This is a genomic window from Natrinema gelatinilyticum (genome assembly GCF_024266705.1).
In the GTDB taxonomy this organism is placed as follows: domain Archaea; phylum Halobacteriota; class Halobacteria; order Halobacteriales; family Natrialbaceae; genus Natrinema; species Natrinema gelatinilyticum.
Genome location: NZ_CP100757.1, coordinates 1 through 24,149, shown reverse-complemented (window position 1 = coordinate 24,149; position 24,149 = coordinate 1). Strand labels below are relative to the sequence as shown.

The following is a 24,149-nucleotide window of genomic DNA, read 5'->3' as shown; positions in this document are numbered from 1 at the left end:
TATGAGTGACTCTGTGTCGAACACGGACCGCCGGTACAAGGTCGGGAAGGTCATTGATTCGTACGCGCTGGACGGGATAGCGGCAGAACTCGAAGAGCGCTGGCTCGGCGACGGCCGCGAGTCCCAGAGCTTACGCAGGCTGGCCGAGTACTTCAACAAGCGTGTGACCGAAGCCGCGCTGAACGAGACCGGCGAACAGCCGACCAACGGCTTCGTGGCCAACACCTATCAACTCCTCACGGACGACGACGTGAGCAGCGGCGAACGCACGTCGGTCCGACGGAATCTGGAGCGCAAGGGCGTTGATGTCGACCAGCTCGAACGCGACTTCGTCACCCACCAGGCCGTCCACACCTTCCTGACGAAAGGCCGGGACGTGAGCAAAGTAACCGAATCGGCCGATCGGGCCGATCGCATCCGGGACACTATCCAACGGCTCAAGAGCCGCGTCAGCGCGGTCACTCGGACCTCCGTCAACCAGCTCGCAGCCGCAAGGGCGATCACCATCGGCGATTTCAACGTCCTCGTCGACGTCACCGTGGTCTGCCAGGACTGCAGCGCGCACAAGACGATCCCGGAACTCCTCTCCGACGACGGCTGTGACTGCCAGTAACCGCGAAGGCTGGCCACCCTTCGTCGATACCCCATTACTGGGCTAGTTCTGTAATGGCAGAGTAGGATATTCCATTACTGGGCTAGTTCTGTAATGGCAGAGTAGGATATTCCATTACTGGGCCAGTTTTGTAATGGCAGAGTAGAGCATCCCATTACTGGGCTAGTTCTGTAATGGCAGAGTGGTATTCCGTTACAACTCCAGCGTTGGAATCGGCAGTCGGGCCCACGACTGCGATCGGTGACTTAGAAACGAGCCGCCAGACAAAAAGCGACGTTTTCAAGCGGCGGATTACAGATCGGTGACGTGCTGGTAGTCGTCAGACAGTGCGGCAGCGTCTTCGGGCAACAGTGCGACGAGCAGGTTGTCAGCGTACTGTTCGAGGTACTCGATGAGGGCCGCGATGCGGTCGGAGTCGATCGCTTCCAAGGAGTCCAGCAGGATAAACGGGACGTCCTCGTACACTTCATGCACGAGGTACCCCGCGAGCGCGAAGACCAGACCGGTCACCTCACGCTCGCTCTCGCTGAGGTGGCCGATAGTGTCTTCGTACGACGTGCCGTCCTCCGTCTCGCGAATTAGGTGGAGGTCGAACGCCGTCTTGTCGACCTTCCGGCGCTCCTCTCGAACCGTCGCCTCGCGACGTTCGATCCAGATGCGGGCTATGTTCCCATAGTCCAGGATGTCCAGAACGTTCTCGATGTGCGTGTTGAACTCCTCGATGGCCTCCTGTTCGATGCGATCGACGCGGGTCCGGAGATCGGTGAGTTCGTCTTTGAGTTCCTCGCGCTGGGCCTTGAGACTCTCGCGATCGGCGAGGCGATCGTCGATCTCGTCGAGTTCGGCTTCAATGTCCTCAATCTCTGCACGCTTCTGCTTGTGCTGGAACTCCACCTCATTGGCCTTCTTGTGGAGGTCTAGGAGTTCGCTGTACGTCTCGTCTTCGAGCCTCTCGATCTCGCCTTCGAGCCCCTCGATCTCTGTCTTGAACTCATCGCGGTTGTTCCGGAGCGCCTCGATGCGCTCCTGGCGTTCGTCGATTTCCGACTCGACGGCCTCGATCCGGTCCTCGGTCGACGCTCGGAGGTCCCGTTGCTGCTCATACGCCCTCCGCTCGGACTGGAGTTCCTCGATCTCGGTCTGGACGCCGTTGAGCTTCTCGAACTTCTGTTTGCGGACGTCCTTGAGCCGTTCAAGAGTCTCCTCAATCTGCCCGGCCTCAACAGTCGAGCCGCACGTCCAGCACTCCATCGTTTGTGAATCGTCCAAGAGTTTGTCCGTAACTGCACCCCCCTCGTCACCGTCAGGCGCGGCGTCGAACACCGCGGTATCGCCGTCCTCGAGCATGTCCTCGTTGAACCTGATGATGCTCCGCAGCTCGTTGATCGTCGAGTCGAGGACCTCTTTCTGGCCACGGAGCCGCTCTATTCGCTGCTCGATTTCGTTGATCTCCCCGGCCGGCGTCTCTGAGAGTTCAGCAAGTTCATCCTCCAGATCCGCTTTCTCCTCTCGCAGCGACTCAATGCTCTTGGACTCGGTCTCGAGTTGGTGCTTGACGCGGTCGAGTTCCGATCGCTTCGACTGTAGTTCGGATAGCTTCGACTCGAGTTCGGCCTTCTCTTCACGGGTCTCCTCGACATCCCTGTCGGCGGCTTCGATCTCCTCGCGCTTCGCTTTGAGATTCGCCTTCAGCTCCTCGATCTCGGCGGACAGACGCGTTTTGCGCTGGTGGAGGGCGGTCTTTTTCTCTTCAAGGTCGTCCAGTTCGCCCAGTTTTTCGGAAATCTGTTTTTTCTCCTGTTGTAACTGATCGATCCGGTGATTTATCGCGTTCGTATCGACCGGGCGCATGATGATCTCCCGGAAGTCGTCACCGCGTTCAACGGCACGCCGCGCTTCGTTATCTTCGAGTAAGAATGCGAACAAGTCCGCCAACTCCGAGTTATCCAAGAAGGATTCACCGCCAGTGGAAACATGGCCGTTCTTGCATTCGAGCGTCCGCGTCGCGGTTTTGCCATGGAGTTGGAGCTGTACGCGGCCGGAATCGGCGTCGGCTTTCAGGATATCATCGTCGGTCCCGAGTGCGACCATAAGTGCGCGCAGGAACGACGTGCGATTCGTCGCGTTTCGCCCAGAGAGAACGGTCACGCCTGGCTGGAATTCCACTCGTGTCTTATCAATCCCACCGACGTTCTTGACATCGACTATCACCTCTTTTTGACCCGGATCAGTCTGACTCATTATAGTATATGAGACAGCACTTCACTTAATGGTTACTAAAATACGTACGTGCAATATTACATATAAACCATAGCCAAATACACTAATTGCAATAGGAAAAGCATTGGGATATTAAATTCCCTCTGCTGAAATTGCAGTTTCTCTTGAAATTATGGCCACGCAGCCCCATCACTGAAGAGAAATTCAATATTTCATGATGTATAATACCATGAGTCAATAGTTCTTTTATATGTATAGTGAGTGCGATTTTAATATCGCGATATCTAAGAAATAGTAATAATATATAACATAATATCCCTACGAATTATCGTGGTTCCTAGAATATTAGGTTCTATATCGAAAGGCACTGTCTAGTTCAGCCCCCCTCAGCCGGCATTCGGCCATTGAGCGCTTGATTCGGTCGATCGTGGTTTTAGTGGTGTCTGAAGCGTTTCAGCCAGCGGCGTGTGCTGGCTGGACTGCCCCGCCAGAACGAGTGAAAGCAGTCGATCCTCATGGAGACAGTCCGAAACCACTTTTCGACGTAGGTTCGATCGCTGTAGTTGAGCTGACCGCTCAATTCATGACGAGCGAGGGCAGTCAGATAGCCGCCAGCATCGACGAGAAACGCTGTCTCGGCGATATCGTGTTTCTGGATGAGTCGGCGCAGGAACGCCGCCGCGGGGTCAGTCCCGCGGCGGCTGAACACGTCGATTTCGAGAAGTAGCTTTGAGTCTGTGTCGATCGCGGCATACAACCACTTCTTTTCGCCGTCTACCTTGATCTGTTTCTCGTCAACCGCGACCCGCGACGGCTACGCCGTCGGCGGGTCGCTCTGATCCTCCGAGAGTTTGTGCGTCCAGTTCCAAATTGCGCCGTGAGACCGGTCAATACCGAGTAATTCGAGCACTGGACGACCTCCCGAACTGACAATCCCATTGAATGCAGTCGCACCCCGAACACCCTGACGGGTGTCGGGGTGCGCTCGTTCTCCCAAACCTCATCACAGTCCACGTTAAAGGTCTCTCTGAGCAGGTTGGCGAGTTGCATGGACACTTCTCGCCACCACCTGCTCGTTCCTCAAATCTCGCCACCACCTGCTCGTTCCTCAAACTCTCATCTAGACAGTGCCCTGGTCAGTTACGATTGATACCATTCGACAATCTTAGCACTCGACAGTTTTTACAGAAGTACATCTGTAAACCGATGGGCCGCCAGGTGAGATGGTGATCTCGACTCTTCGTTCGTTCGTTTCATATTGTTCTTTAACTTGTTTGTATATGATAACAGTACTTCTGAAAGTTCTTCTTTCATCTACTCATGTTTCAACCGTTCTGCTGGTCCGATAACACAGGACACCTGCTGAATTAACCTCGGAACGCGTGATGGGCACTCTTTGGAGTCCAGCCACACTGCGATCCTTTGTTGACTTATTTCGAATCCCTACTCTCGAACCCTTTCTATCTTCTCTATTAACGATTCGGAGTCAGCGATAGTGTTTGCGTTATGCTCTTGGAAGCAAGTCTTAGCAATGATCTCTTCGTACTTCTCGTTGAAAATTGTTGTTCTCTATCAGAGAATAGAGTGAGTGACCGGACGTATTCTTCCAGGTCGATTTGGCCTCTTCCCTTCGATATCCCCGATTTGAGATCCCTGGAATTCTTTGACTGAGAGCGCTCACTGATACACCATCGCACGACACACTATGCCAACCGCATTCCGTTCTCTCTTCGGGAACAATAACTGACGGATGAACGAAGGCGTATCAGCAACGGATTTCAGTGCTTTTCTTCCGCAATATTATACAAAATATGACGATAACCTTTATACCAGTGGACATGTGACGAAGAGGTGGAATGGAAATCGAAGACCAAATAACAGTCAATGCGCCACGAGACGTTGTTGTCGAAGAGATGCAAGAGCCAGAAGTTCTCCAAGAGGTGCTCCCGAACTGTGAAGACGTTACGCAAGTAGATGAGCAGACGTATATTGCGAAGGTCTCGGAACGAATCTCAATGGTGTCCCTCGATATGGAGGTCGATATCGAGATCGAGGATTACAACCCGCCGGAATCGTTCACGGTGGCTGTAGACGGCACGGCACCGGGCAGTAACACGGATGTCGCAGCTGACACCTACTATGGGCTCTCGGAGGCTGAAGACAGCGGTACGGTTATCGATTACCAGATGGATATCGAAGTTAGCGGAAAGCTTGCGTCGCTCGGCTTTCGGATGCTAAAGAGTACGGTCAACAAGCGTATCGACCAAATGGCCGAGAACATCGAAGCACAGTTTGCCGAAACGTCGGCGGCATAACCCCGTTTCAACTATGTTGTACGGACGGGGCCGTCGTCCGTCCCTACTGATGGGTATTCTTTTATGCGATCCGAACAATTAGTCAGATATGGCGTCTCATTCGCGGATCTCCGAGGAGATGTTACAAGACCTCACGTCCGAATTACGACTGTGTCTCGATCCAGAATACGCAGCGGAGCTGTCGGCACCTATTACCGATATTATCGCATCTATGGACCCTGTATCCCGACCGCCGAGTAATACCGAGAAGGTCGATCGACCGGCGATCCATGCAGTCGATACCGACGATCCATACAACGCGTTCATCACCAGATGCGCCGTGAGAGAGCCCGAAGCAACTGGTCTGTTAGACGACTCGAGGGTCGCACTCAAAGATAATATTGCACTCACCGGCGTGGAACTCACCGCCGGATCGGGCATCCTATCCGACTGTATTCCGACGCGCAATGCGACCGTTACCGATCGTCTCCTTGAAGCCGGCGCAACCATCGTCGGTAAGACGAACATGGACGAATTTGCGTTCGGACCGACTGGTGAAACGAGTTACTACGGCCCAACCCAAAATCCGCGTATGCCCGATCATACACCCGGTGGTTCCTCAAGCGGAAGTGGGGCCGCGGTGGCAGCGGGCGACGCTGACATCGCGCTGGGGACCGATACCGGCGGTAGCGTTCGCATCCCTGCCAGTTACTGCGGTGTCGTCGGATACAAACCGACACAGGGGCTGATTCCGCTAGACGGCGTCGTCGAACTCGCAGGGAGTCTCGATACCGTCGGCGTGCTCGCCGATTCGGTCGAAGATGCCAGTTGCGGAGCAGCAGTTCTAGCCAGGACGGATGCTCTCGCGGATCCCGAGATGAAGGACCCGGAATCAGTCACGATCGGCATCCCGGATACGTTATTCGACGACCCTGTCGCCGAATCCGTCGCCAATCACGTAGCTGACCTCATCGATCAACTCGTTGATCGCGGCGCAAAGCGGGTCAAGATTTCACTTCCCGACACGTCGCTCTCATCAGCGATCTGGCGTGTGATCTCTATGAGTGAACTTTATATGTATTTCTTCAGCAATGGACGCCCCTACCGATCACCTGCTGCCACGGAACCACCGTTCGGGACAGCGTTTGCAAATGCGCGATCGAACCGTCTCGAGAAGTTATCGGACCCGCTTACACAGTATCTCCTGATCGGGGCCTATCTCGTTACCCGGGACGACGGCGATCTGTATGCGAACGCGATCGAACATCGGGCGGCGTTACGTGACGAGGTCGATAGCGAACTGGCCGGTGTCGATGTCCTCGCATGCCCCTCGACGCCAACGACAGCGTACGAATTCGGGGAGTTTTCCCGCGATTCGTCGCCGCCGATCAACAACAACACCCATCTGTTCAACCTCACCGGACACCCGGCTATTAGCGTTCCCTGCGGAACAATCGATGGACTTCCGGTCGGAATCCAAACGGTCGGAGCCCGTGACGCCGACGCGGAACTACTCGAAATCGCCCGCACTGTTCAGAATCTCATCGAAGAAAGTAACTAGTCGTCGCGTCGGCCGTTACGCCGCTTCCTGGAGCCGTTCGATGTCTTCGTCGCTCGGTTCCCACCCGACGAAGTCGTCGAGTTCAAGCGGCACATCGAACGATTCAAGCATGAACCCGGTTGCGACGTAATGACTTGAGAGCATTCCGACGCCGGTGACCGTCTCGTCATCGAAGTACTCTTCCAATCGCCGGTGGATCTCGTCCGTCATTTCGTTACGAGCGAACGCCTGTGAGTATTCGAGCAGCGTTTGACTCTCTTTGTCGAAGTACGAGAGATCATCGCGACCGATAGCCCGCATTGCCTCCGGCGAAACGTCCTCATTATACCCGATGTCGACATGCTGTTCCCATTCGTATTCGGATCGAAGTGCTCGTCCGATCGCGAGGATCACGAGTTCTCGGTCGTGAGCCGAAAGTCCACATTCGTTCCAGACTGTGGTTCCATACAACATGTACGACTTTAGAATGTCAGGATTATTGCCCATCGCTCGGAAGATATTCCGCTCTCCGAGGGCGTCTTCGTCCATGAGATATTGATACTCCTCTGGCAGATCTGACTGGTTGACGAGTGGAACTCGAACCATACACTATCATCTTCGAGCCTAGTATAAAAAGTTTGTATCGAATGATTGCTAGTCGGGTCCCACATACCAGACGTGCTCGCCATTTCGTGAGCGCAGTGTAATCGCGGCACAGTTGCTTCGACCCGAGAGCAGTTCACCCTACTCAGCGTTCGATTAGTCTGAAATCGGGACGATCACCTCCTTGCGTTTGAGGTCTTCAATCCGTTTGTCGCTGTATCCGAGCACGTCTCGCAGGATCGACTCGGTGTGTTCACCAAGTCGAGGTGCAGGGTCTTTTTTGATTTCGGGAGCCTTGGAGAGCCGCATCGGCGTTCTCGCGAACGTATTCGTCCCGTACTCGGGGTCCTCAATATCGACGAGCATGTTCCGCGCCTCAACCTGCGGATCGTCGAAGACGTCTTCCGCCGTTTGAACTGGTCCCGTTGGTACACCGTTGTTGTTGAAAATCTCACAGGCTTCTTCTCGCGTTTTATCGCTCAGCCAGCCCTCGATGGCGTCCCGGATGATATCATCGTTTTCCGCTCGAGACGGCCCATCAGCGGTTCGCGAATCTTCGATGAGATCCCCTCGGTCGATCGTTTTGCACAGCCGCTCCCAAAGGGCATCGTTCGGAATGTTGAGGGCGACGTATCCGTCCTGTGCTTCGTAGGCTCTACGTGGTCCCTGATGTCGCAGCCGCCCGCGCGGTTGCATCTCGTCGGTGAATGAGTATAGCATCACCATTCGTTCATTGAGTGAAAGCATCGAGTCGTACATCGCCGTATCGACGTACTGACCCTCACCTGTCCGTTCGCGCATGAACAGTGCGAGCATAATGCTGTACGCCGTGACCATTCCCGAGTAGAGGTCGGCCAGTCCGTAGATCGTCCACTGCGGAGGGCGATCCTCGAATCCGACGAGTTGCATCATACCGCTCATAGCCTCGACGACGATGTCGAACGCTGGACGTTCTGTATCCGGACCTCTGTAGCCCGGCATCTTTCCGAATCCGGAGACAGCCGCGTACACCAGACCGGAATTGATCTCGCTGAGCGTCTCGTAATCGATTCCCAGTTTTTCGGTTACGCCGGGCCGCACGTTTTCAACGACGACGTCGGCCTCTTCCGCCAGCGATTTGAAGGTATCGAGTCCTTCTTGGCTCTGCAGATCGAGAACAACGCTCTTCTTGTTTCGGTTATACGCCATGAATCCGCCTCCGATCGCGTCTTTCTCGTCTTCAGCTTCTTCGGGGAACGGCGGAATCGACCGGCGTGGATCCCCTGTCCCAGGCCGTTCGACTTTGATCACTTCGGCGCCCATATCGGCCAACAGCATCGTACTGTACGGGGCACTCATGTACTGTCCGAGGCTCAAAACACGGATGTTGTCTAATGGCTTCATGATCTCCTCCGACGCACTACTATGGTAAAGTATACAATCGTACTTGAAACTTGCTGACGAATCGGTGATTTCATACTAAGAATGGCGACCCACGGGGCGAAATCAAGTAAAAGAACGAATCGAGAACTAAGGCTGCTCTTTGTTGGCCAACGAGTAAACGTTCTCGGGGAGCATTGGGAGTTCAGACGGATATGTCCCGACTGCATCCCGGATCGCCGTCGCGATCGCCGGGATGATCGCGACAGTCGGTGCTTCGCCGATCCCCTTCGCTCCGTAGGGCCCCTCGGGATGGCTCTCCTCAAGATAGATTGGCTTGATATCCATCGGATGCTCGTGAATAGACGGGATCTTGTAATCGGAGTAGTTGGCGTTGATCGTCCGCCCCGTTTCGGGATCGTACTCCATCTTCTCATACAGCGCAGCGCCGATACCCATACTGAAGGCACCGGTAATTTGTTCCTCGACCAGCTTAGGGTTGATCGCCTTTCCGACGTCGAAAACGCCCACAGTCTCGGCGAGTTCCACCTCGCCCGTTCGGGTGTTCACACGGGCCTTGACGCCAGCTGCACCCTCCGAGTAGAACGAGTTGACCCGACCGACCTTCCCCTCCTCGGGATCGCCGGCCTCGACGTGCCACGTATCTTTGCCGATGATCTCGCCGCCTTCTTGCAGGAAGTACCCCGACTCGTAGATGGCCTTCGTGAAGACGTCCTCGATCTCGATCCCGTGATCGGGGTCGCCTTCGGGGTAGACCCGCCCGCGGCTGGTCTCGAGTTCTTCCGGCGGGATCTCCAGGACGTCTGCTGCCTGTTCGAACAGTTCCTCCTTCGCGTCGTCGCATGCCATCCGGACTGCGTTGCCCATATTGAACGTCGACCGGCTCGAAATCGAGCCCTGATCGAACGGTGTCACGTCCGTGTCTGCCCGCACGATTTCGACGTCCTCGACGTCGACGTCAAACTCTTGGGCGACGATCTGGGACATGGCGGTCGTCGAACCCTGCCCAATCTCGTCCGAGGAATAGCGGAGTTCGACCGAGCCGTCCGGGTGGACCTTGACCGTCGCCGACGACGCCGTCGGCGCGAGACTGTATTTGTTCACCAGCGCGCTGCCGACGCCGGTCACCCACGGATCGTCCGCATCGTCCTTTTCGGCCGTGAATTCCTCTTCAAGCGTCTCGAGGCAAACGTCCGCGGAGACGTGTTGGCGCCGTTCGTTGAACGCGGTGATGTCGCCCTCCTCGAGCAGATTCCGCTTGCGGAACTCGATGGGATCCATGCCGAGATCCCGGGCGATCTTGTCGATCTGACTCTCAAGCCCGAACAGTACCTGTCTGTTCCCGAAGCCACGGAAGGACCCTGAGACCGGCGTGTTCGTGTACACGCCGTACGTATCGACGTCAATGTGGGGAATGTCGTAACTGTTAGCGATGCCGAACGTGCAGTTTCGGGCGACCATGAACCCCGTCGAAGCATATCCGCCTCCCGGAAGCAGTGCCGACACTTCGCGGGCGACAATGTCGCCGTCATCGGTCACTCCCGTTTTGACTTCGGTCTTGACTTCACCGCTAATCGTGGCATTTTTGAATTCCTCCTCGCGAGAGTGAACGACTTTAACCGGACGCCCGGTTACGTCCGCGAGTCGCCCCGCGATAGGTTCGAGCAGCGGGCTCTCTTTCCCGCCGAATCCGCCTCCGACGTACGGCTCGATCGCACGCACCTTTCGCGCCGGTTTGTTGAGAATAGCCGCCGTCGTGTGCTGGATCTTGTGGACAGCCTGGCAGGACGTCCAGATCGTCAGTTCACCATCGCCTTCGGGCCGCGCGACGGCCATGTGCGGCTCCATCGGGGCATGCTGGATGGGTGCCGTGCGGTAGGTGTCCTCGTAGATGTGGTCGGCCTCCTCGAATCCTTCCCCGACGTCACCTTTCCCGACGGTGTAGTTCTGATAGACGTTGGGACGGTCCTCGACGAGGGTTGGCGGGAGGACGTCGGAGGTTTCGTACTCGAAGAGGTCCGGGTGGATGACCTCGGGCGGATCCGTTTTGAAGGCTTCTTCGCCGTCGACGACCGGTTCGAGCTGGTCGTACTCGACATCGACGAGTTGGGTCGCCTCGTCGGCGAGGCGGCGCGACTCGGCTGCCACCACCGCGACGTAGTGGCCCTCGAACAGCGCCTTCTCGTCGGCCAGACACGTTTGATCGAGGAGGCCGTCTCCGAAGCGTTCGTCCGGGAAGTCCGCCTGAGTCAGGACGGCGTGAACGCCGTCGAGTTCCTCGGCCGCGCTGGTATCGATGTCCTCGATCCTCGCGTGGGCGTACGGACTCTTGACGAACGACGTCCACAACATGTTCGGGAACTCCACGTCGTACGTGAATTCGGCAGTCCCGGTGATTTTTTCGACGCCGTCTGCTCGCTCGATGCTCTCACCGACGGTCGTGAACTCTTCGTCCTCGGTAGCCTGATGTGCTCCACTCATCTTAATCACCTGCCGCTTCGACTTCGGTTTCTGGATCGTATTTTTCGGCGGCGGCCTTGACTCCTTCGAGGATGGCGACGTACCCCGTACACCGGCAAATGTTCCCGTGCAGTGCGTCTTTGATCTCCTCTTCGGTTGGGTTCGGATTTTCGTCGAGCAGCGAGAGCGTCGAGTTCAGGAATCCGGGGGTACAGAACCCACATTGGAACGAGAACTCCTCCAGGAACGCTTCCTGAACGGGATGAAGCTCGTTCGTCTCGCCGTCGACGAGGTCCTCGACCGTCCGAATGTCTGCGTCCTCGACGGCACCGGCCATGTGGAGGCAGGATTTGCGAGCCTCACCGTCGATGCGTACCGTACACGCACCGCAGATTCCCGTCGAACAGGATTGTTTGGTCCCCGGTAGCCCGAGTTCATCGCGCAGGACGTCCGCCAGCGGCTTCGCCGGGTCGACGTCCACCGTATGATCTTCACCGTTGACCGTCAGCGATAATTCGGCCATCGATTTACCCACCTCGTGCGCGTTCGCGTGCATCCTGCAGCGTCCCTTCGACGAGCGATTCGACGAGGTCCTCCCGGTACTCGGTGGATACCGAGGGGTCGGGATCGACTGGAACATCCGCTTTGGCAGCTGCAGCGGCATTTTCGAGGTCCTCGTCGGTGAGTTCACTCCCAACCAGTTCATCGCTCGCATCCGTCGACAGGTACGGGCGATCCGTCACGCTCCCGACGGTGACGTTCGCTTCGCTGCAGACTCTGTCCTCGACGCGAACGTGCGAGACGACGTTGACGAGGGCGCGGTCGTTCTCTCGGTAGGCCATCTTTTCGTAGCCGGTGCCCTCGTTCTCGTCGAGCGTGGGGATTCGGACCTCGGTGACTAGTTCGTGGGGGTCCAGTGAACTTCGATAGTATCCCTCGAAGAAATCGTCTCGAACGTCGTACTCTGTTTTGCCGTCGACTGTTTCGGAGACGACGGTGCCACCCAGTGCGAGAAGCACGAGCGGATACTCCGCGGTGGGATCGGCGTACGCGGCGACTCCACCGATCGTCCCTGCGTTACGGATCTGCACGTCAGCAATGTGCTCGGCTGCTTCGGCGAGGACCGGGACCTCTTCTGCGACGAGCTCCGACTGCTCGATGGTTCGATGGGTCGTCGTGGCACCGAGGAGGAGTTCACCGTCGCTTCGTTCGATTCCTTGCAAGTCGTCGATTTGCTTGATGTCGACGAGCACCTCCGGAGTGATGATCCCTTCTTTGGTCAACAGACCGAGTGACTGGCCGCCGGCGACGACGATCGCCTCTGGGATGTCATCCAGGAGTTGACACGCCGATTCAACGTTTGTCGGTCTATGATATTCGGCTTCGGATAGCATGCGTCTTGATACAGAATGTTATTTCGAACATCTACGGCATAAAAGTTCGTACAGTCAGCGGATCGTGACCACCGAACACCTCATCGATTAGCCGAAGATCTCCCCGTATCGACTGATCCAGCTATCGGGGTCGTTGTAGTACGAATCGTCGTTGTAGGCTACTGGAAGGATCTCGACGTCTTCGGGGAAATACTCGTTGAACTCTTCTTGCGCGACGCTCGAGAGGGCCGGCGTCCGGCCCGTTTCAGCCAGCGCGCGCTGGCCCTTTTCCGAGAGGAACCACTGTGCGAACGTTTCGGCGTTTTCCGGACTCGGACTCCCCTTCGTGAGATACGTCGGGATGTTGAGCGCGACCGTCGGTTCGAGCCAGAGTGCTTCGATCGATTCCGCTTCCCCGCCTTCTCTGGCACTGATGAGGTTGTTGAGCAATCCGATGATCAGATCGACCTCGCCGGTGGACAGAACGCGGTACGATTCGCTCCCCCCTTGCGTGATCCGCGGTTCGTTGGCGGCGATACCCTCCATGACGTCCCGCCACTCGTCTTCGCCGAGTTCGGCGCGCATGCTGGCGAACTGTCCGCCAGCCGCGTTGAGAGTTTCCGGATCGTCGAACCCGATTCGGCCTTCCCAGGTCGAATCGGTGAGTTCCGAGTAACTCTCGGGGACTTCGTCCTCGCTTACGTTCTCTGTATTGTACATGACGACGATGGGAATGTTGTATCCTGGAAGTCGCGTAGACGTGTACGAGTCCTCCGGATAATTTTCCTCGACCGTTTTCATCAGATCGCCATCCGGATCGGGCTCTCGGAATCCGCCCTCGTTATCGAGTGATTGCATCGTCCCTTGCGTGTTGAGGGCGAGATCGGATTCGATCGAATTCGTCTGGAATTCCGTCGACATCCTTGATGCAATCTCCGTCGGCGACTGCGACACGAGTCCGATGTCTCCAACGTCGTGTTCGGATTCGAACGGGGGAAGAATCGTATCGTTCATCGCCGGTTCGTCGACGACGGAGTAAATGGTGAGTCCACTGCTTCCGCCACCGTTTCCGCCGCCTCCGGCACATCCTGCGATCATCGAAGCGAGACCTGCGCCTGCTACTCCCAGTACGTCCCGTCTGCGTATGTTTGACATACGGACGTGTATCTATCAATATAGCATATATGAATTTCTAATATTTTCATACTAAAAGACCCAGAATTATAGCGTCAAGGGAGAATGAGTATAATACTAAAATATGATATGATAATATCATCCAATTTTATTATACATATATTATATTATGGGGGCGAAACGAACCACCAGATATAGATGGTCGTGAAATGACTGAGAGACTGGGTGAGTGATTTGAGCCTCAAAGAAAGCTCTGATGAGCGAACCAGTAGAGTCATCGATCAATTACGTGAGATGGGCGATCCCCGCTGGATACCGCTGTATATCACACTGCTCTTTCTCGTCCTGTTTTCATCTGTGGTGATCGCACTGTTCGTCGGTTCAGTCGTTCTCGGACTCGGCGGCAACGCTGGTATTACGTTCGCTGACGTCAACGAATTACTCTTGAACAGAGAGGCTGCGGTCCTTATCGGTAACACCATCGCGATCGGTATCGGTGGCGGCCTCATCGGGACGGCGATGGGTGCGATCTACGCATGGCTCACCGTCAGAACTGATATGCCAGGTAGTCGCTTGTTCAAAGCCATTGTCGTTCTGCCACTTTCGATGCCGTTCATCGTGAAAGGGATTGGCTGGATTTCCGTGTTGAGCCCGCAGTTCGGCCTCCTCAACCGTCTCACTCGATCGCTGTTCGGATTCACGTTGTTCAACATCTACTCGATGTGGGGAGTCATTCTCGCCATCGGCGTCGGTGGACTTCCACTCGCATTTCTCGTCATCGAACCCGCGATCCGATCGATCGACCCGGCGCTCGAAGAAGGATCGAGAATAGCGGGGCGCGGGCTTATCTCGACGTTCTTCCGGGTGACGCTCCCGATGCTGTTTCCGGCCCTCTTCTCGTCGTTCATGCTATTGATGATCTTCGGGCTCGGGAATTTCGACTATCCCTTCTTGCTCGGCGCAGCACAGGGTGGCTTCGATACGCTCGCGACTGAGATCTTCATGGTCGTCTTCGGCAGTGTCGTTCCCGACTACACGGCCGCCGGTATTTACAGCATCGTGTACGTTATTATTGCGTTCATCGCGATCACTATTTACTGGTACTCAACCCGCCAGACGCACAAGTACCAAACGATCTCCGGCGGTTCCCGACAGACGGTCCACAAACTCGGCAAGTGGAAATGGGCCGCCCTGGGCGTGTGTGGGTTCCTCTGGGGAATCTCGTTCATCCCCCCGTTCGGTGGTATGCTCCTGATGTCGCTGTCTCCGGGGATCGGAGACATCACCACTCTCCAGTTCACGCTCGAAAATTACGTTGCACTGTTCGACATCCCATCACTCCGAAGCGTCATCATCAACACCCTCCTCGCGTCGCTCATCGCGGCCTCGCTAACGGCGATCTTCGCGACCTTCATCTCGTATACGAGCGTGAAGTACGATCGGTTCACCGGCCTAGGGGACTACGTGTCGTCGATCCCGCTCGGATTCCCGCCGATCGTGTACGGCCTCGCGATCTTCTGGCTCATCCTGCTGGTTCCCTACGTCGACTCGCTCTATGGGACGCTCGCGCCGATTATCCTGGCACTCGTGTTCGTTCGCCTCCCCCACGGCGTGCGAATGATTACGAGTAATCTCATACAGATCTCGGACGACCTCGACGAGGCATCGGCGATCAGTGGCGCAACGTGGGGCACCACATTCCAGAAAATAACGGTTCCGCTCGTCAAGGGTGGGGTTACTAACGCGTGGATTTACTCGTTCATCGGCTCGATGCGAGAGTTGGGGGCGATCGTACTCCTCATTAGTGCCGGCAATAACGTGTTTACCGGCCTGTTGTTACAGATGTATAATCAGGACGCGTCCGCTCTCCCCACGGTCGCGGCGGGATCGGTAGTCCTGTTCCTGATCATCCTAGTGTTCGTGCTCGGGTACGAATTCCTGGGTGAAGGGAAATATACTGCGGGTTAAGTGGTGAAAATAATATGTATAACGGATGGAACTGCAGCGGTAACGAAGGTGAAACGACCATATGATGCAAAGCTATAAGAAAGAGCACGTTCGGTATGTGAACGAATATCGATCGCCACGTATGAGCACACGACACAAGAGATTCAACAACCATGACGGTTAAAGTCGAAAATCTCACCAAGAAGTACATCAGCGCGGACGAGGAGGTCGTCGCGGTTGACGACGTGAGCTTCGAAGTCACAGAAGGTGATCTGTTCACCCTCCTTGGGCCGAGTGGCTGTGGAAAAACGACAACATTGCGGTGTCTGGCCGGTCTCGAAATCATAAACGGGGGACGAATCGAGATCGATAGCGACGTGGTCGCGACACCGGACCAGTCGGTGCAACCGGAACACCGGGATATCGGGCTGGTGTTCCAGTCCTACGCGCTCTGGCCGCACATGACGGCGCGGGAGAACATCCTCTACGCGCTGAAAGGGCGTGATTGGCCGAAGGAGGACCGCGAAAACCGGATCCAGGAATCACTCGAGCTCGTCGGACTACCGGACGTCGGCGATCGATACCCGTCCGAGCTAAGCGGCGGGCAGCAACAGCGGATCTCGTTCGCGCGAGCGGTCTCGTACCAGCCGTCGGTGCTGCTGATGGACGAACCGCTCAGCAATCTCGACTTCAAGCAACGGCGTCGAATGCGTCGACTCCTGCTCGAGATGCTTGACGAAGTCGGAATCACGACGATTTACGTAACGCACGATCAAGAGGAGGCGTTCGAGATTTCCGACGAAACGCTTGTGTTGACCGACGGAAAAGAAGCCCAACAGGCACCGCCGGAGGAGCTCTACGAGAAACCGACATCCCCGTTCGTCGCGAACTTCCTCGGTGAAGCGAATCTCTACTCGGCGACCCCCCTCGAAGTAAACGAATCCGAGCAGACCGTCGTCTGCGAAATCGCTGAAGGGGATACCCGACTCGAGATGAAGTGTACGTACGGTGACGAAGAGGTCCTGGAGAACCCGGTCGTCGTTATCCGACCGGAAGACGTCAAATCGAAGGTTCGTGCGGACGGTGGAACGTCGAACAACGGAGTCATCACTCAGGAGACACAAGAGGCGAATCAGTGGGAAGGTGAGATTTCCCGCCAGCTCTATCGGGGAAGCTTCACGCAGAACATCGTCGACGTCGGCGATATCACGATCAAGATGAAGACGGACAAGCCGATCTTGGGCGAGGACGAGACGGTCACAGTTTCGGTCGATCCGGAAGACGCTTCGCTCGTCCTCGGCCATCGGTGAATCGGGCGAAACCCCCTTCTTTTAGATTCCCTTCCGGTTCGTATAATGCAACTGCCGTTCGGTTCGCGGAGAGTAGAGTATTCGCGAACACAATCACACTCAGATTCCGTCGAACGGACGATTCGATCGAGAAATACTCCCCGGGTCATAACAGCAAAATCGGCACGGTATCCGCCTGTAACTTCCGATACCGGCTCTTGACGCGGCCGAGGAGATATCTTTTTACGAATAGCTTGTATACATCTGTCCGTTACTCGAATGACATCTGCTGAGGCCGTGGACGAATCGGAGCGAAAAGCGTCGATCCCGTGGCGATCACCGGGTCTCTACGTCGCCATCGCAACATCGTTAGTAGCCGTAATGGGAGTCGCACTTATCAGTCCTGGTCTGCCGGCCCTTCGGAGAGCGCTTGCTCTTACAGATGCTCAAGCTGGACTCGTACTGACTGTTTTCTCGATGCCGAGTATCGTTCTTGCGCCGGTTATGGGCGTATTAGTGGACCGGTACGGCCGCCGAATCGTATTGATTCCCTGTCTCGTCGGTTACGGAGTTACGGGCGCTGCCGTCGCGTTTACGCCGTCCTTCTCTGCCATTCTCGTCTTGCGGTTCCTGCAGGGATGTGCGGCGAGCGGCCTCTTGACACTCTCGCTGACCCTGATCGGTGATCTTTTCGACGGCCCCCGGCGAAACGCAGTCATGGGGCTCAACGCCGCCGCGATGACCGGTGGCGTCGCCGTATATCCCATTCTCGGCGGACTACTCGCCGACATCGCGTGGAACGTCCCGTTCGCCGCCTACGGGGTGAGCGTCTTCATCGGAGCGGTCGCATTCGCGGTGCTCGAAGAACCGACGGTCGAACAGAGCCGGTTTGGTCTCGAGTACTTTCGCGGTACGGTTGCGCGGATCACAACGGGGTCCGGGCTCGCCTTGTATGGTGCAGTCTTTCTCACGTTTTTCGTATTCTTCGGTGCGATCAACACGTCGATTCCGTTCCTCCTGGAACAAGATTACGCGCTCTCGGCGTCCGTGATTGGACTCGTTCTGAGCGTTCCGCTTGTAATGAGTACGTTCGTCGCGCTGACGAACGGTCGCCTCGCGAGATACCTCTCGAACGGGCGGCTGATCGGAATTGGATTCGTCGGCTACGGGATCGGTCTCGCCGGAATTTGGATGACCGAGTCCGCAATGGGCGTCGCAGCGACCCTCGTCGTATTGGGGGCCGGATACGGTCTCATCGTCCCGTCACTAGATACCGGTATTAGCGGTCTCGCTCCGGACGCGTTCCGCGGTGGCGTAATGAGTCTTCGCCTTAGCGTGAAGAAGGTCGGGCAAACGATCGGTCCGGTGCTGTTCCCGCTCGTCGCAGCCGTCGCCGGGTATCCGCGGCTGTTACTGATAACCGGACTGTTAACCGCTATCGTCGGTTTCGTAACCGCCTGGATCTCTCATCGGTAACCGAATAGCGGGAACAATTATGAGGGTGCATCTCAGATATAGATTCTGTAGGATGACGGAACAAATCGATCACGAGTGTCCTACCTGTGAACACATGAACTACAAGATAGTTGACGAATTGGACGACTTCGCAGGGACGACTGCGGACGTCAGCGAATCCCCAACTGACGGGTATCGAATGCTACCGGTCAACTGCCAGCGACACGGGTGTGAGGCAACCTACAATCTGTATCTCAATCCATGAGGTATAATGGTTTGGCCAGTGGTACGAGCTAACATTGAATTCAAGTAGCGAAATACTTAACATATGTCAGAAGGTACATGGAGCGCCTCGGAATCGACAGTTCTGAATAGTGTTCGTCAACTCCTCGAGACCGAGCGTGAGGGAGTACTGGCGACGATCATCAGTGTCGAAGGGAGCGCGTATCGACGTCCCGGTGCAAAGATGCTCGTCTCTGCCGAGGGAGACGGAGTCGGAAGTATTACGGCGGGATGTGTAGAGGACGAGGTGCGATCGCTCGCGACGACCGTTCTCAACGCAGAGCAACCGCGTGTTGAGACATTCGATCTGATGGCCGACGACGATATTTGGGGGCTCGGCATCGGCTGTAACGGAGTGATCGATATTCTCCTCGAACCGCTGACCGAGCAGTATCGTCCCGTCATCGAAGCTTATAAGAACGATGTCGCTATCGCAAGCGCGATAATTACCAAGAGCGACGGCGGAGCCGTTGAGGAGTGGACGCGCGTCTACTATCGACAGGACAACGGTATCGTGACCGACGACCCGCTTCCGGGGTGGTTCGAACGCGAACTGTCCGACGTCGCCTCGTACGTTCTTGAAGAAGACACGTCGGAGATGATTACGATCGACGGCCCGAAAGACGAGGGAAGCATCGAGGGGTTTGTCGACGGCATCAGGCCGCCGCCAGAGGTACTTGTCGCCGGGACGGGTCACGACGTTCGTCCGCTCGTCGAACTGGCCAGGAAGAACGACTTCCGAACGACTGTCGTTGGATTCAGAGGCGCAGCAGCAACAAAAGAGCGGTTTCCCGAGGCGGATACCGTCGTTTCGACCTCGCCGGGGAATCTCCGCGACGAAGTCGATTTAGACGAGGAGACCTACGCCGTCGTCATGACACACAACTTTATCGACGATCGACTCGCCCTCGACGAACTCATCAAATCCCCAGTTCCATACGTCGGTTTGATGGGGCCACGCGAGCGCTTTGAGCAGATGCGCGATGAGTTTGCTACGGAAGACCGGACGTTCAGCGACGACGATCTCGAGACTATCTATACGCCTGTCGGGCTCAGTTTAGGCGGTGGAACCCCGTACCAGATCGCCGCCAGTATTACCGCCGAAATACTCGCTGTCCACAACGAACGGGAACCGAAACATCTGAAGGATCGCGAGGGGCCGATTCACGACCGTGTCGATACCGAACCGCTTTCCTGACGGGTGCCGATGCGGTCGATAATTTGCGCCCCATTCAGATACGGATATCCGTGCGTTTCTGCGTATTGTCGCGCCGCTTCGGGAGAAAGGGCGTCGACGGTTCCATCGTCCAACATTTCACACACGACAGCTGCAGGCGCGCAATCGGCTTCGCGGGCGATTGCAATGCTGAACTCGGTATGCCCCTGTCGTTCGTCCAACACGTTTGGAGCGGTTTTGAGAACGCTGATGTGGCCCGGCGCACGGAATTCGTCGGCGAAATCCGTTTCCGCCGGCCTCGCTGCCGCGTCTGCCAGTGCGGTGATCGTTCGTGCCCGATCGTTGTCGGTAATTCCGGTGTACGTATCCCGATGATTGATCGACAACGAGAAGGACGATCGTTCGTCGTATTCGAGATCGAGGTCGTTGCTCGCCGGATGTGAAATCGAGTCGTCGAGGTACGGGAGATTGAACACCTCTGCGACCTCGTACGCAAGGGCAACACAGATGAGCCCACCCGCGTCGTTTCGTAACTGGGCGACGTCAGGTGGGGTGACGTGTTCTGCCGCGTAGATAAGGTCCGTTTCGCCTTCTCTGTCGTCGGCGTCGAATACGAGCACTGGATCGCCGCACTTGAAGGCCTCGATCGCTTCGTCTAGAGTATTCGTTTCTTCGATCATAGTTTTCATCTCATGGCGGATGTTCGGTGGAGGGTGTGGCAGTGAACACCTTCTGCTCGATTCTACCGTCGGATACCGACGTGGTTCGGCGATAATGACGCACCATCCGGCGTATCGCGCTTCGATATCTATAATGGAATTATGCTAAATAAACGTACCGCCGCCGCATACCTACAGCGACGTAACAGAACCGACCACCGTGTCGAATGCGAACGACGGAAAAGAAAGTCGGTCATCCTCGCTGATCTTCGTGCCGTAATCATCTCACAGCGGCGTAACGACGTCGATAACGTACCCGTCGGGATCCTCGACGAGGAACAACCGCTCGCCCCAGTGGGCCTCGCGCGGCTCGGTCAGTATCGTCATGTCGTGTTCATTTGCCCGTTCGTAGATCGCGTCGAGATCCACCACGTGAAAGGCAGTGACGACCCCCTCAGCGCGGTGACCGGTGGGTTTCGGTAAGTTATACGCTTCGAACGTCTTTTCGTCGAACTCCTCTTCGAGGACGAACGTACACTCGCCCGTTTCAAACGCGACTCGACTCCCTCGACGCTCCGCCACCTCAAGCCCAATCACGTCCCGATAAAACGGGACTGATCGATCGAGATCCGTAACGATCAGCGTCGTCTCGTGCAAGGACGGCATGATACACCGTACGATGGGTCGTAAGCGGATAAATATCGGGGGCGATCGACCACGTATATGGGGATCGCCGTTCAATACGGTGCATGGCGCAGATCAACTCCTACACCGGTGAAGTCGTATCGGAAGTAACCGAAATCGAAGAACGAGACGACGAGTTCGTCATTCACATTGAGGACGCTGTTCTCGACGCGATTGGACTCAAGCCAGACCAATCTATCGTTTTGAAAGGAATGATAGGAGACAAATCGCTCACGATCGAGCCAGCAAAGAAGCCGTGAGCACCGGAAGGTCTATGTCCGTTGTGCGAATGCATCCCGCGTATGCACAATGAAGACGACGCGTTTTCTTCGTTCGAGGCGATGCGGCCTGAATACGGGTCGGTGCTCGGTGAAGAAGCTAACGACGTCGATCTGGATTCGTGTGAACTCGTCGCTCAAGCGTACGACGACCACAGCAATCAGGGGACGCGGCTCTATCACGTTAGGAACGACCGATACGCACTCAGTAGATACGGTCGTTCAGTCGGTCGGGAGTGGACGGAAGAAGTCCTTCAGTCGGGTCGACTGCTCATCGACCCGGCCATTCTCGAGAGCGAGCCGATCGCAGAGGCTGTTCGTGACGCCGGCGCCGATCCGCTTACTGACGACCAGCTTGAACGCGTCCGATCGACGTACGCCGATGTGTGTTCGCGCGCGATCTGGACCCGCATCGATGCCGACGAAACGAATAATGGGCTGATCATCCGCGGTCCGATCGCCTGCGTAGAGGCATACTCGTGGCGCGACGACCTTCAAGCGGTGTTTCCCAGCGGCTTCGACGAACTGCAAGTCGATGGCATACTCGATGGGATCATGGACGCTCGGCCGACTATCGAAGACTGGCTATGGTACCGATTGTACGCCCCATACGTCGCGCGGTTGACGTTTCGCGACGACTCGACTGGCACCGACGCCGAGTGACGCGGCGCCGTATTCAAGTGACCGAGTTGTCGACGTTCCGAAGTTCGAGAACATACCCGTTCGGATCTCGAACGAGCAGTATCCGTCCCCCCCACGGCACCTCCTGTGGTTCCTGTAGAATCTCGCCGCCACCGTCGGATACCGCCGTCGAAAGCCGCTCGTGAACAGTCTCGAGCGATTCGTGGACCCCGAATACGTATACGGCACCGGCACCGCGGCCTTCTTCCGGTGGCGGAGAGATGTTATAAGAGTCGAGCACGTCGGGCGGGAAATCGGCCTGCACCTTGAGTTCGCTTCCGGCCGTTTCGTACGCGATGCTGGTATCACCGATCTCGGCAGGTTCCAGTGCCAACCCGTCCTCGTAGAACGAGCGCGTCGCTTCCAGATCCGCCGTCATCAGAAAGAGCTGTTCGATACTTGGCATACTCGACATTCGTTCCTGCGGGATGATGAAATTTTCGACGATTGCCACGTCTTATCTACTCCTCCGTTACGGTCACAACTGGGCGGTCGATTGAGAGGAGAATCGATTGCGTGGTACTTCCAAAGAGCGCCTTTCCAACGGGCGATCGCTTTCTTCCGCCGATCACCACGTACCTCGCATTGTGCTCGGTCGCCTTCTGCAGAATCATGGCCGTCGGATCTCCGGTCGTTCCATCTGATGTGATGTCGGATACGCCGTCGATATCCGGCGTATCGAGTGCCTCTTCGGCCCGTTCCTTGGCGACAGCCGTCGCATCCTCCACCGCGTCTTCCTGGTAATACTCGTGTTTTCGATCGCGCCGTTCCTGGAACTCCTCCTCGTCGAGGACGTGGACGACGACTAGGCGATCGTCGAATGCTGTCGCGAGGTCCCATCCGGTACAAACGACGTCACTGTCACGCGGACCGCCGCCAACTGCAGCAAGTATCGACATACGTTCCAACAAGGACCTATTGCTACGTAAACTCTCCGTCTACGAAAGGCAGCGAAACGAACGGCGCGGTTTTAGCCGCTCAATCGTCGATAGATTCTGTTAGTTCCTCGACTGTCTCCGCGTCGAGTTCATCGATGTCCTGCGGTTCCTTGAGAATGGTACTCAGAGAGTTGCTGACCGTTTCAGGGGTGAGATCCGTTTCGCCGAGTTCTGAGAGTGCAGCGGCCCAATCGAGTGTTTCCGTGATGCCGGGTGTTCGAAGCAGATTCTCCTGGTACCGGATCGTCTGCATAAACTGAACGATCTCCCGCGACAGTTCCTCATCGAGATGCGGAACCTTCGTTCGAACGATTTCCAGTTCTTTCTCGAACGTAGGAGGTTCCAGATAGAGGTAGAGACACCGTCGCTTGAGCGCGTCACCGATCTTTCGAGTCCGGTTTGAGGTTATGATGACCAAGGGCTCTTCGTCCGCGATAACGGTCCCCAGTTCCGGGATCGAGAGCTGGAAATCATCGAGGACCTCCAGAAGGAACGCCTCGAAGTCCTCGCTGGCCCGATCGATCTCGTCTATTAGCAGTACCGTCTGTTCACCGTTTCTGATAGCTCGCAGAATGGGCCGCTCGAGCAGGTACTCTTCATCGAAGATGGAGTCCTCGATATCACCCGGGTTGAAGTCAGATCGTGCTTCTCCCTCGGCGCGAATTCGAAGAAACTGCTTCATGTAGTCCCATTCGTAGATCGCGTTTTCGGTTTCTAATCCGCGATAGCACTGAAGTCGGACGAGGTCCGTCCCGGTCGCACCGGCAACGGCCTTTGCCAGTTCGGTTTTTCCACATCCGGGCGGACCTTCGATCAGTATCGGTTTTCGCAGTCGATCGGCGAGCAAGAGGGTTGTCGCGATCTCGTCGTCAGCGATGTAGTCGGCTTCCCGCAATAGCGTCTGCACTTCGTCCGGATCGTCAACGCCTATCTCCATGTCTGTCTATGACTGTCGAATGCTGATAAAGCTTGGAGTTGCTTCATTAGCGAACTCGGCAGGACCATTGGTCACGACGGTTCACAGGGTCTGATCTCGACAAGTATCGGTTCGCATCTCGTCCAAGCTTACATCGATCGGAGGACCGAGCACGTTTCTGCGTGAGCGTCCGCTCGCTCACGTCCGCCGAATTGGGACCGACACT

22 protein-coding genes and 1 pseudogene are annotated in these 24,149 nt (G+C 56.3%); 10 read left to right on the top strand and 13 right to left on the bottom strand.

All coding sequences use genetic code 11. From position 1 onward, the window contains the following. Nucleotide 1: 1 nt before the first annotated feature. Complete coding sequence (rdfA, locus tag NJU76_RS18135) at nt 2–613, top strand: rod-determining factor RdfA (protein WP_254533259.1); 612 nt, start codon at nt 2–4, stop codon at nt 611–613. 291 nt (nt 614–904) lie between these two features. On the opposite strand, the gene NJU76_RS18130 is transcribed toward rdfA, so the two are convergent. Both NJU76_RS18130 and NJU76_RS18125 read right to left on the bottom strand, forming a co-directional pair. Next, a complete protein-coding gene (locus NJU76_RS18130; protein WP_254533258.1) occupies nt 905–2,854 on the bottom strand; it encodes an archaea-specific SMC-related protein in 1,950 nt (649 codons plus the stop codon). Between the two features lie 412 nt (nt 2,855–3,266). After that, nucleotides 3,267–3,883, bottom strand: a pseudogene (locus NJU76_RS18125) (IS6 family transposase). A gap of 806 nt (nt 3,884–4,689) precedes the next feature. Here NJU76_RS18125 and NJU76_RS18120 point away from each other — a divergent pair. Together NJU76_RS18120 and NJU76_RS18115 are read left to right on the top strand one after the other, a co-directional pair. After that, the gene (locus NJU76_RS18120; RefSeq protein ID WP_254533257.1) at nt 4,690–5,148 is read left to right on the top strand and encodes an SRPBCC family protein; all 459 of its coding nucleotides are present in this window, start codon (nt 4,690–4,692) and stop codon (nt 5,146–5,148) included. An 88-nt stretch (nt 5,149–5,236) separates the two neighbouring features. After that, nucleotides 5,237–6,688, top strand: a complete 1,452-nt coding sequence (locus tag NJU76_RS18115; RefSeq protein ID WP_254533256.1) for an amidase — start codon at nt 5,237–5,239, stop codon at nt 6,686–6,688. Between the two features lie 15 nt (nt 6,689–6,703). Here NJU76_RS18115 and NJU76_RS18110 read toward each other — a convergent pair whose 3' ends face one another. The 6 genes from NJU76_RS18110 to NJU76_RS18085 all read right to left on the bottom strand — a co-directional run bounded on the left by NJU76_RS18110 (nt 6,704) and on the right by NJU76_RS18085 (nt 13,638). After that, a complete protein-coding gene (locus NJU76_RS18110; RefSeq protein WP_254533255.1) occupies nt 6,704–7,273 on the bottom strand; it encodes a carboxymuconolactone decarboxylase family protein in 570 nt (189 codons plus the stop codon). Nucleotides 7,274–7,426: 153 nt separating this feature from the next. Then, nucleotides 7,427–8,653 (bottom strand): CaiB/BaiF CoA transferase family protein, encoded by a 1,227-nt coding sequence (locus tag NJU76_RS18105; protein ID WP_254533254.1) that lies wholly within the window; start codon nt 8,651–8,653, stop codon nt 7,427–7,429. 126 nt (nt 8,654–8,779) lie between these two features. Beyond that, nucleotides 8,780–11,131 (bottom strand): xanthine dehydrogenase family protein molybdopterin-binding subunit, encoded by a 2,352-nt coding sequence (locus NJU76_RS18100; protein ID WP_254533253.1) that lies wholly within the window; start codon nt 11,129–11,131, stop codon nt 8,780–8,782. A gap of 1 nt (nt 11,132) precedes the next feature. Next, nucleotides 11,133–11,633: a (2Fe-2S)-binding protein gene (locus NJU76_RS18095; protein ID WP_254533252.1), complete on the bottom strand. Its 501-nt coding sequence runs from the start codon at nt 11,631–11,633 to the stop codon at nt 11,133–11,135. A 4-nt stretch (nt 11,634–11,637) separates the two neighbouring features. Next, the gene (locus NJU76_RS18090; protein WP_254533251.1) at nt 11,638–12,504 is read right to left on the bottom strand and encodes an FAD binding domain-containing protein; all 867 of its coding nucleotides are present in this window, start codon (nt 12,502–12,504) and stop codon (nt 11,638–11,640) included. A gap of 87 nt (nt 12,505–12,591) precedes the next feature. Continuing rightward, the gene (locus NJU76_RS18085) at nt 12,592–13,638 is read right to left on the bottom strand and encodes an ABC transporter substrate-binding protein (protein WP_254533250.1); all 1,047 of its coding nucleotides are present in this window, start codon (nt 13,636–13,638) and stop codon (nt 12,592–12,594) included. Between the two features lie 213 nt (nt 13,639–13,851). On the opposite strand from NJU76_RS18085, the gene NJU76_RS18080 reads away from it, so the two are divergent. The 5 genes from NJU76_RS18080 to NJU76_RS18060 all read left to right on the top strand — a co-directional run bounded on the left by NJU76_RS18080 (nt 13,852) and on the right by NJU76_RS18060 (nt 19,788). After that, nucleotides 13,852–15,585, top strand: a complete 1,734-nt coding sequence (locus NJU76_RS18080) for an ABC transporter permease (RefSeq protein WP_254533249.1) — start codon at nt 13,852–13,854, stop codon at nt 15,583–15,585. 152 nt (nt 15,586–15,737) lie between these two features. Beyond that, the gene (locus NJU76_RS18075) at nt 15,738–16,874 is read left to right on the top strand and encodes an ABC transporter ATP-binding protein (RefSeq protein WP_254533248.1); all 1,137 of its coding nucleotides are present in this window, start codon (nt 15,738–15,740) and stop codon (nt 16,872–16,874) included. Between the two features lie 258 nt (nt 16,875–17,132). Then, entirely contained in the window at nt 17,133–18,329 is a 1,197-nt protein-coding gene (locus tag NJU76_RS18070) for an MFS transporter (protein ID WP_256566957.1), read from the top strand. Between the two features lie 52 nt (nt 18,330–18,381). After that, nucleotides 18,382–18,573, top strand: coding sequence for a hypothetical protein (locus NJU76_RS18065; protein ID WP_254533246.1), 192 nt, complete (start codon nt 18,382–18,384; stop codon nt 18,571–18,573). A gap of 63 nt (nt 18,574–18,636) precedes the next feature. Next, nucleotides 18,637–19,788, top strand: coding sequence for an XdhC family protein (locus NJU76_RS18060; protein WP_254533245.1), 1,152 nt, complete (start codon nt 18,637–18,639; stop codon nt 19,786–19,788). Here NJU76_RS18060 and ribB read toward each other — a convergent pair. Both ribB and NJU76_RS18050 read right to left on the bottom strand, forming a co-directional pair. Beyond that, entirely contained in the window at nt 19,755–20,447 is a 693-nt protein-coding gene (ribB, locus tag NJU76_RS18055; protein ID WP_254533244.1) for a 3,4-dihydroxy-2-butanone-4-phosphate synthase, read from the bottom strand. The two genes, NJU76_RS18060 and ribB, sit on opposite strands and share 34 nt — an antisense overlap. 264 nt (nt 20,448–20,711) lie before the next feature. Further along, the gene (locus NJU76_RS18050) at nt 20,712–21,092 is read right to left on the bottom strand and encodes a VOC family protein (RefSeq protein WP_254533243.1); all 381 of its coding nucleotides are present in this window, start codon (nt 21,090–21,092) and stop codon (nt 20,712–20,714) included. Between the two features lie 83 nt (nt 21,093–21,175). Here NJU76_RS18050 and NJU76_RS18045 point away from each other — a divergent pair, with 83 nt between their 5' ends. Further along, the gene (locus NJU76_RS18045; RefSeq protein WP_254533242.1) at nt 21,176–21,370 is read left to right on the top strand and encodes a hypothetical protein; all 195 of its coding nucleotides are present in this window, start codon (nt 21,176–21,178) and stop codon (nt 21,368–21,370) included. 42 nt (nt 21,371–21,412) lie between these two features. Beyond that, nucleotides 21,413–22,051 (top strand): hypothetical protein, encoded by a 639-nt coding sequence (locus NJU76_RS18040; protein WP_254533241.1) that lies wholly within the window; start codon nt 21,413–21,415, stop codon nt 22,049–22,051. 13 nt (nt 22,052–22,064) lie between these two features. Here NJU76_RS18040 and NJU76_RS18035 read toward each other — a convergent pair whose 3' ends face one another. From NJU76_RS18035 to NJU76_RS18025, 3 genes are all read right to left on the bottom strand, one after another. Continuing rightward, complete coding sequence (locus tag NJU76_RS18035) at nt 22,065–22,475, bottom strand: VOC family protein (RefSeq protein ID WP_254533240.1); 411 nt, start codon at nt 22,473–22,475, stop codon at nt 22,065–22,067. Between the two features lie 55 nt (nt 22,476–22,530). Beyond that, on the bottom strand, nt 22,531–22,968 hold the full coding sequence (locus tag NJU76_RS18030) for a universal stress protein (RefSeq protein WP_254533239.1): 438 nt from the start codon (nt 22,966–22,968) through the stop codon (nt 22,531–22,533). 79 nt (nt 22,969–23,047) lie between these two features. Continuing rightward, complete coding sequence (locus tag NJU76_RS18025; RefSeq protein ID WP_254533238.1) at nt 23,048–23,944, bottom strand: AAA family ATPase; 897 nt, start codon at nt 23,942–23,944, stop codon at nt 23,048–23,050. Nucleotides 23,945–24,149 lie beyond the last annotated feature (205 nt).

Excerpts from the sequence above, each read along its gene's own strand:
- rdfA (WP_254533259.1), top strand. The coding sequence starts at position 2 with ATGAGTGACTCTGTGTCGAACACGGACCGCCGGTACAAGGTCGGGAAG.
- NJU76_RS18130 (WP_254533258.1), bottom strand. The coding sequence starts at position 2,854 with ATGAGTCAGACTGATCCGGGTCAAAAAGAGGTGATAGTCGATGTCAAG.
- NJU76_RS18120 (WP_254533257.1), top strand. The coding sequence starts at position 4,690 with ATGGAAATCGAAGACCAAATAACAGTCAATGCGCCACGAGACGTTGTT.
- NJU76_RS18115 (WP_254533256.1), top strand. The coding sequence starts at position 5,237 with ATGGCGTCTCATTCGCGGATCTCCGAGGAGATGTTACAAGACCTCACG.
- NJU76_RS18110 (WP_254533255.1), bottom strand. The coding sequence starts at position 7,273 with ATGGTTCGAGTTCCACTCGTCAACCAGTCAGATCTGCCAGAGGAGTAT.
- NJU76_RS18105 (WP_254533254.1), bottom strand. The coding sequence starts at position 8,653 with ATGAAGCCATTAGACAACATCCGTGTTTTGAGCCTCGGACAGTACATG.
- NJU76_RS18100 (WP_254533253.1), bottom strand. The coding sequence starts at position 11,131 with ATGAGTGGAGCACATCAGGCTACCGAGGACGAAGAGTTCACGACCGTC.
- NJU76_RS18095 (WP_254533252.1), bottom strand. The coding sequence starts at position 11,633 with ATGGCCGAATTATCGCTGACGGTCAACGGTGAAGATCATACGGTGGAC.
- NJU76_RS18090 (WP_254533251.1), bottom strand. The coding sequence starts at position 12,504 with ATGCTATCCGAAGCCGAATATCATAGACCGACAAACGTTGAATCGGCG.
- NJU76_RS18085 (WP_254533250.1), bottom strand. The coding sequence starts at position 13,638 with ATGTCAAACATACGCAGACGGGACGTACTGGGAGTAGCAGGCGCAGGT.
- NJU76_RS18075 (WP_254533248.1), top strand. The coding sequence starts at position 15,738 with ATGACGGTTAAAGTCGAAAATCTCACCAAGAAGTACATCAGCGCGGAC.
- NJU76_RS18070 (WP_256566957.1), top strand. The coding sequence starts at position 17,133 with ATGACATCTGCTGAGGCCGTGGACGAATCGGAGCGAAAAGCGTCGATC.
- NJU76_RS18065 (WP_254533246.1), top strand. The coding sequence starts at position 18,382 with ATGACGGAACAAATCGATCACGAGTGTCCTACCTGTGAACACATGAAC.
- NJU76_RS18060 (WP_254533245.1), top strand. The coding sequence starts at position 18,637 with ATGTCAGAAGGTACATGGAGCGCCTCGGAATCGACAGTTCTGAATAGT.
- ribB (WP_254533244.1), bottom strand. The coding sequence starts at position 20,447 with ATGATCGAAGAAACGAATACTCTAGACGAAGCGATCGAGGCCTTCAAG.
- NJU76_RS18050 (WP_254533243.1), bottom strand. The coding sequence starts at position 21,092 with ATGCCGTCCTTGCACGAGACGACGCTGATCGTTACGGATCTCGATCGA.
- NJU76_RS18045 (WP_254533242.1), top strand. The coding sequence starts at position 21,176 with ATGGCGCAGATCAACTCCTACACCGGTGAAGTCGTATCGGAAGTAACC.
- NJU76_RS18040 (WP_254533241.1), top strand. The coding sequence starts at position 21,413 with ATGCACAATGAAGACGACGCGTTTTCTTCGTTCGAGGCGATGCGGCCT.
- NJU76_RS18035 (WP_254533240.1), bottom strand. The coding sequence starts at position 22,475 with ATGCCAAGTATCGAACAGCTCTTTCTGATGACGGCGGATCTGGAAGCG.
- NJU76_RS18030 (WP_254533239.1), bottom strand. The coding sequence starts at position 22,968 with ATGTCGATACTTGCTGCAGTTGGCGGCGGTCCGCGTGACAGTGACGTC.
- NJU76_RS18025 (WP_254533238.1), bottom strand. The coding sequence starts at position 23,944 with ATGGAGATAGGCGTTGACGATCCGGACGAAGTGCAGACGCTATTGCGG.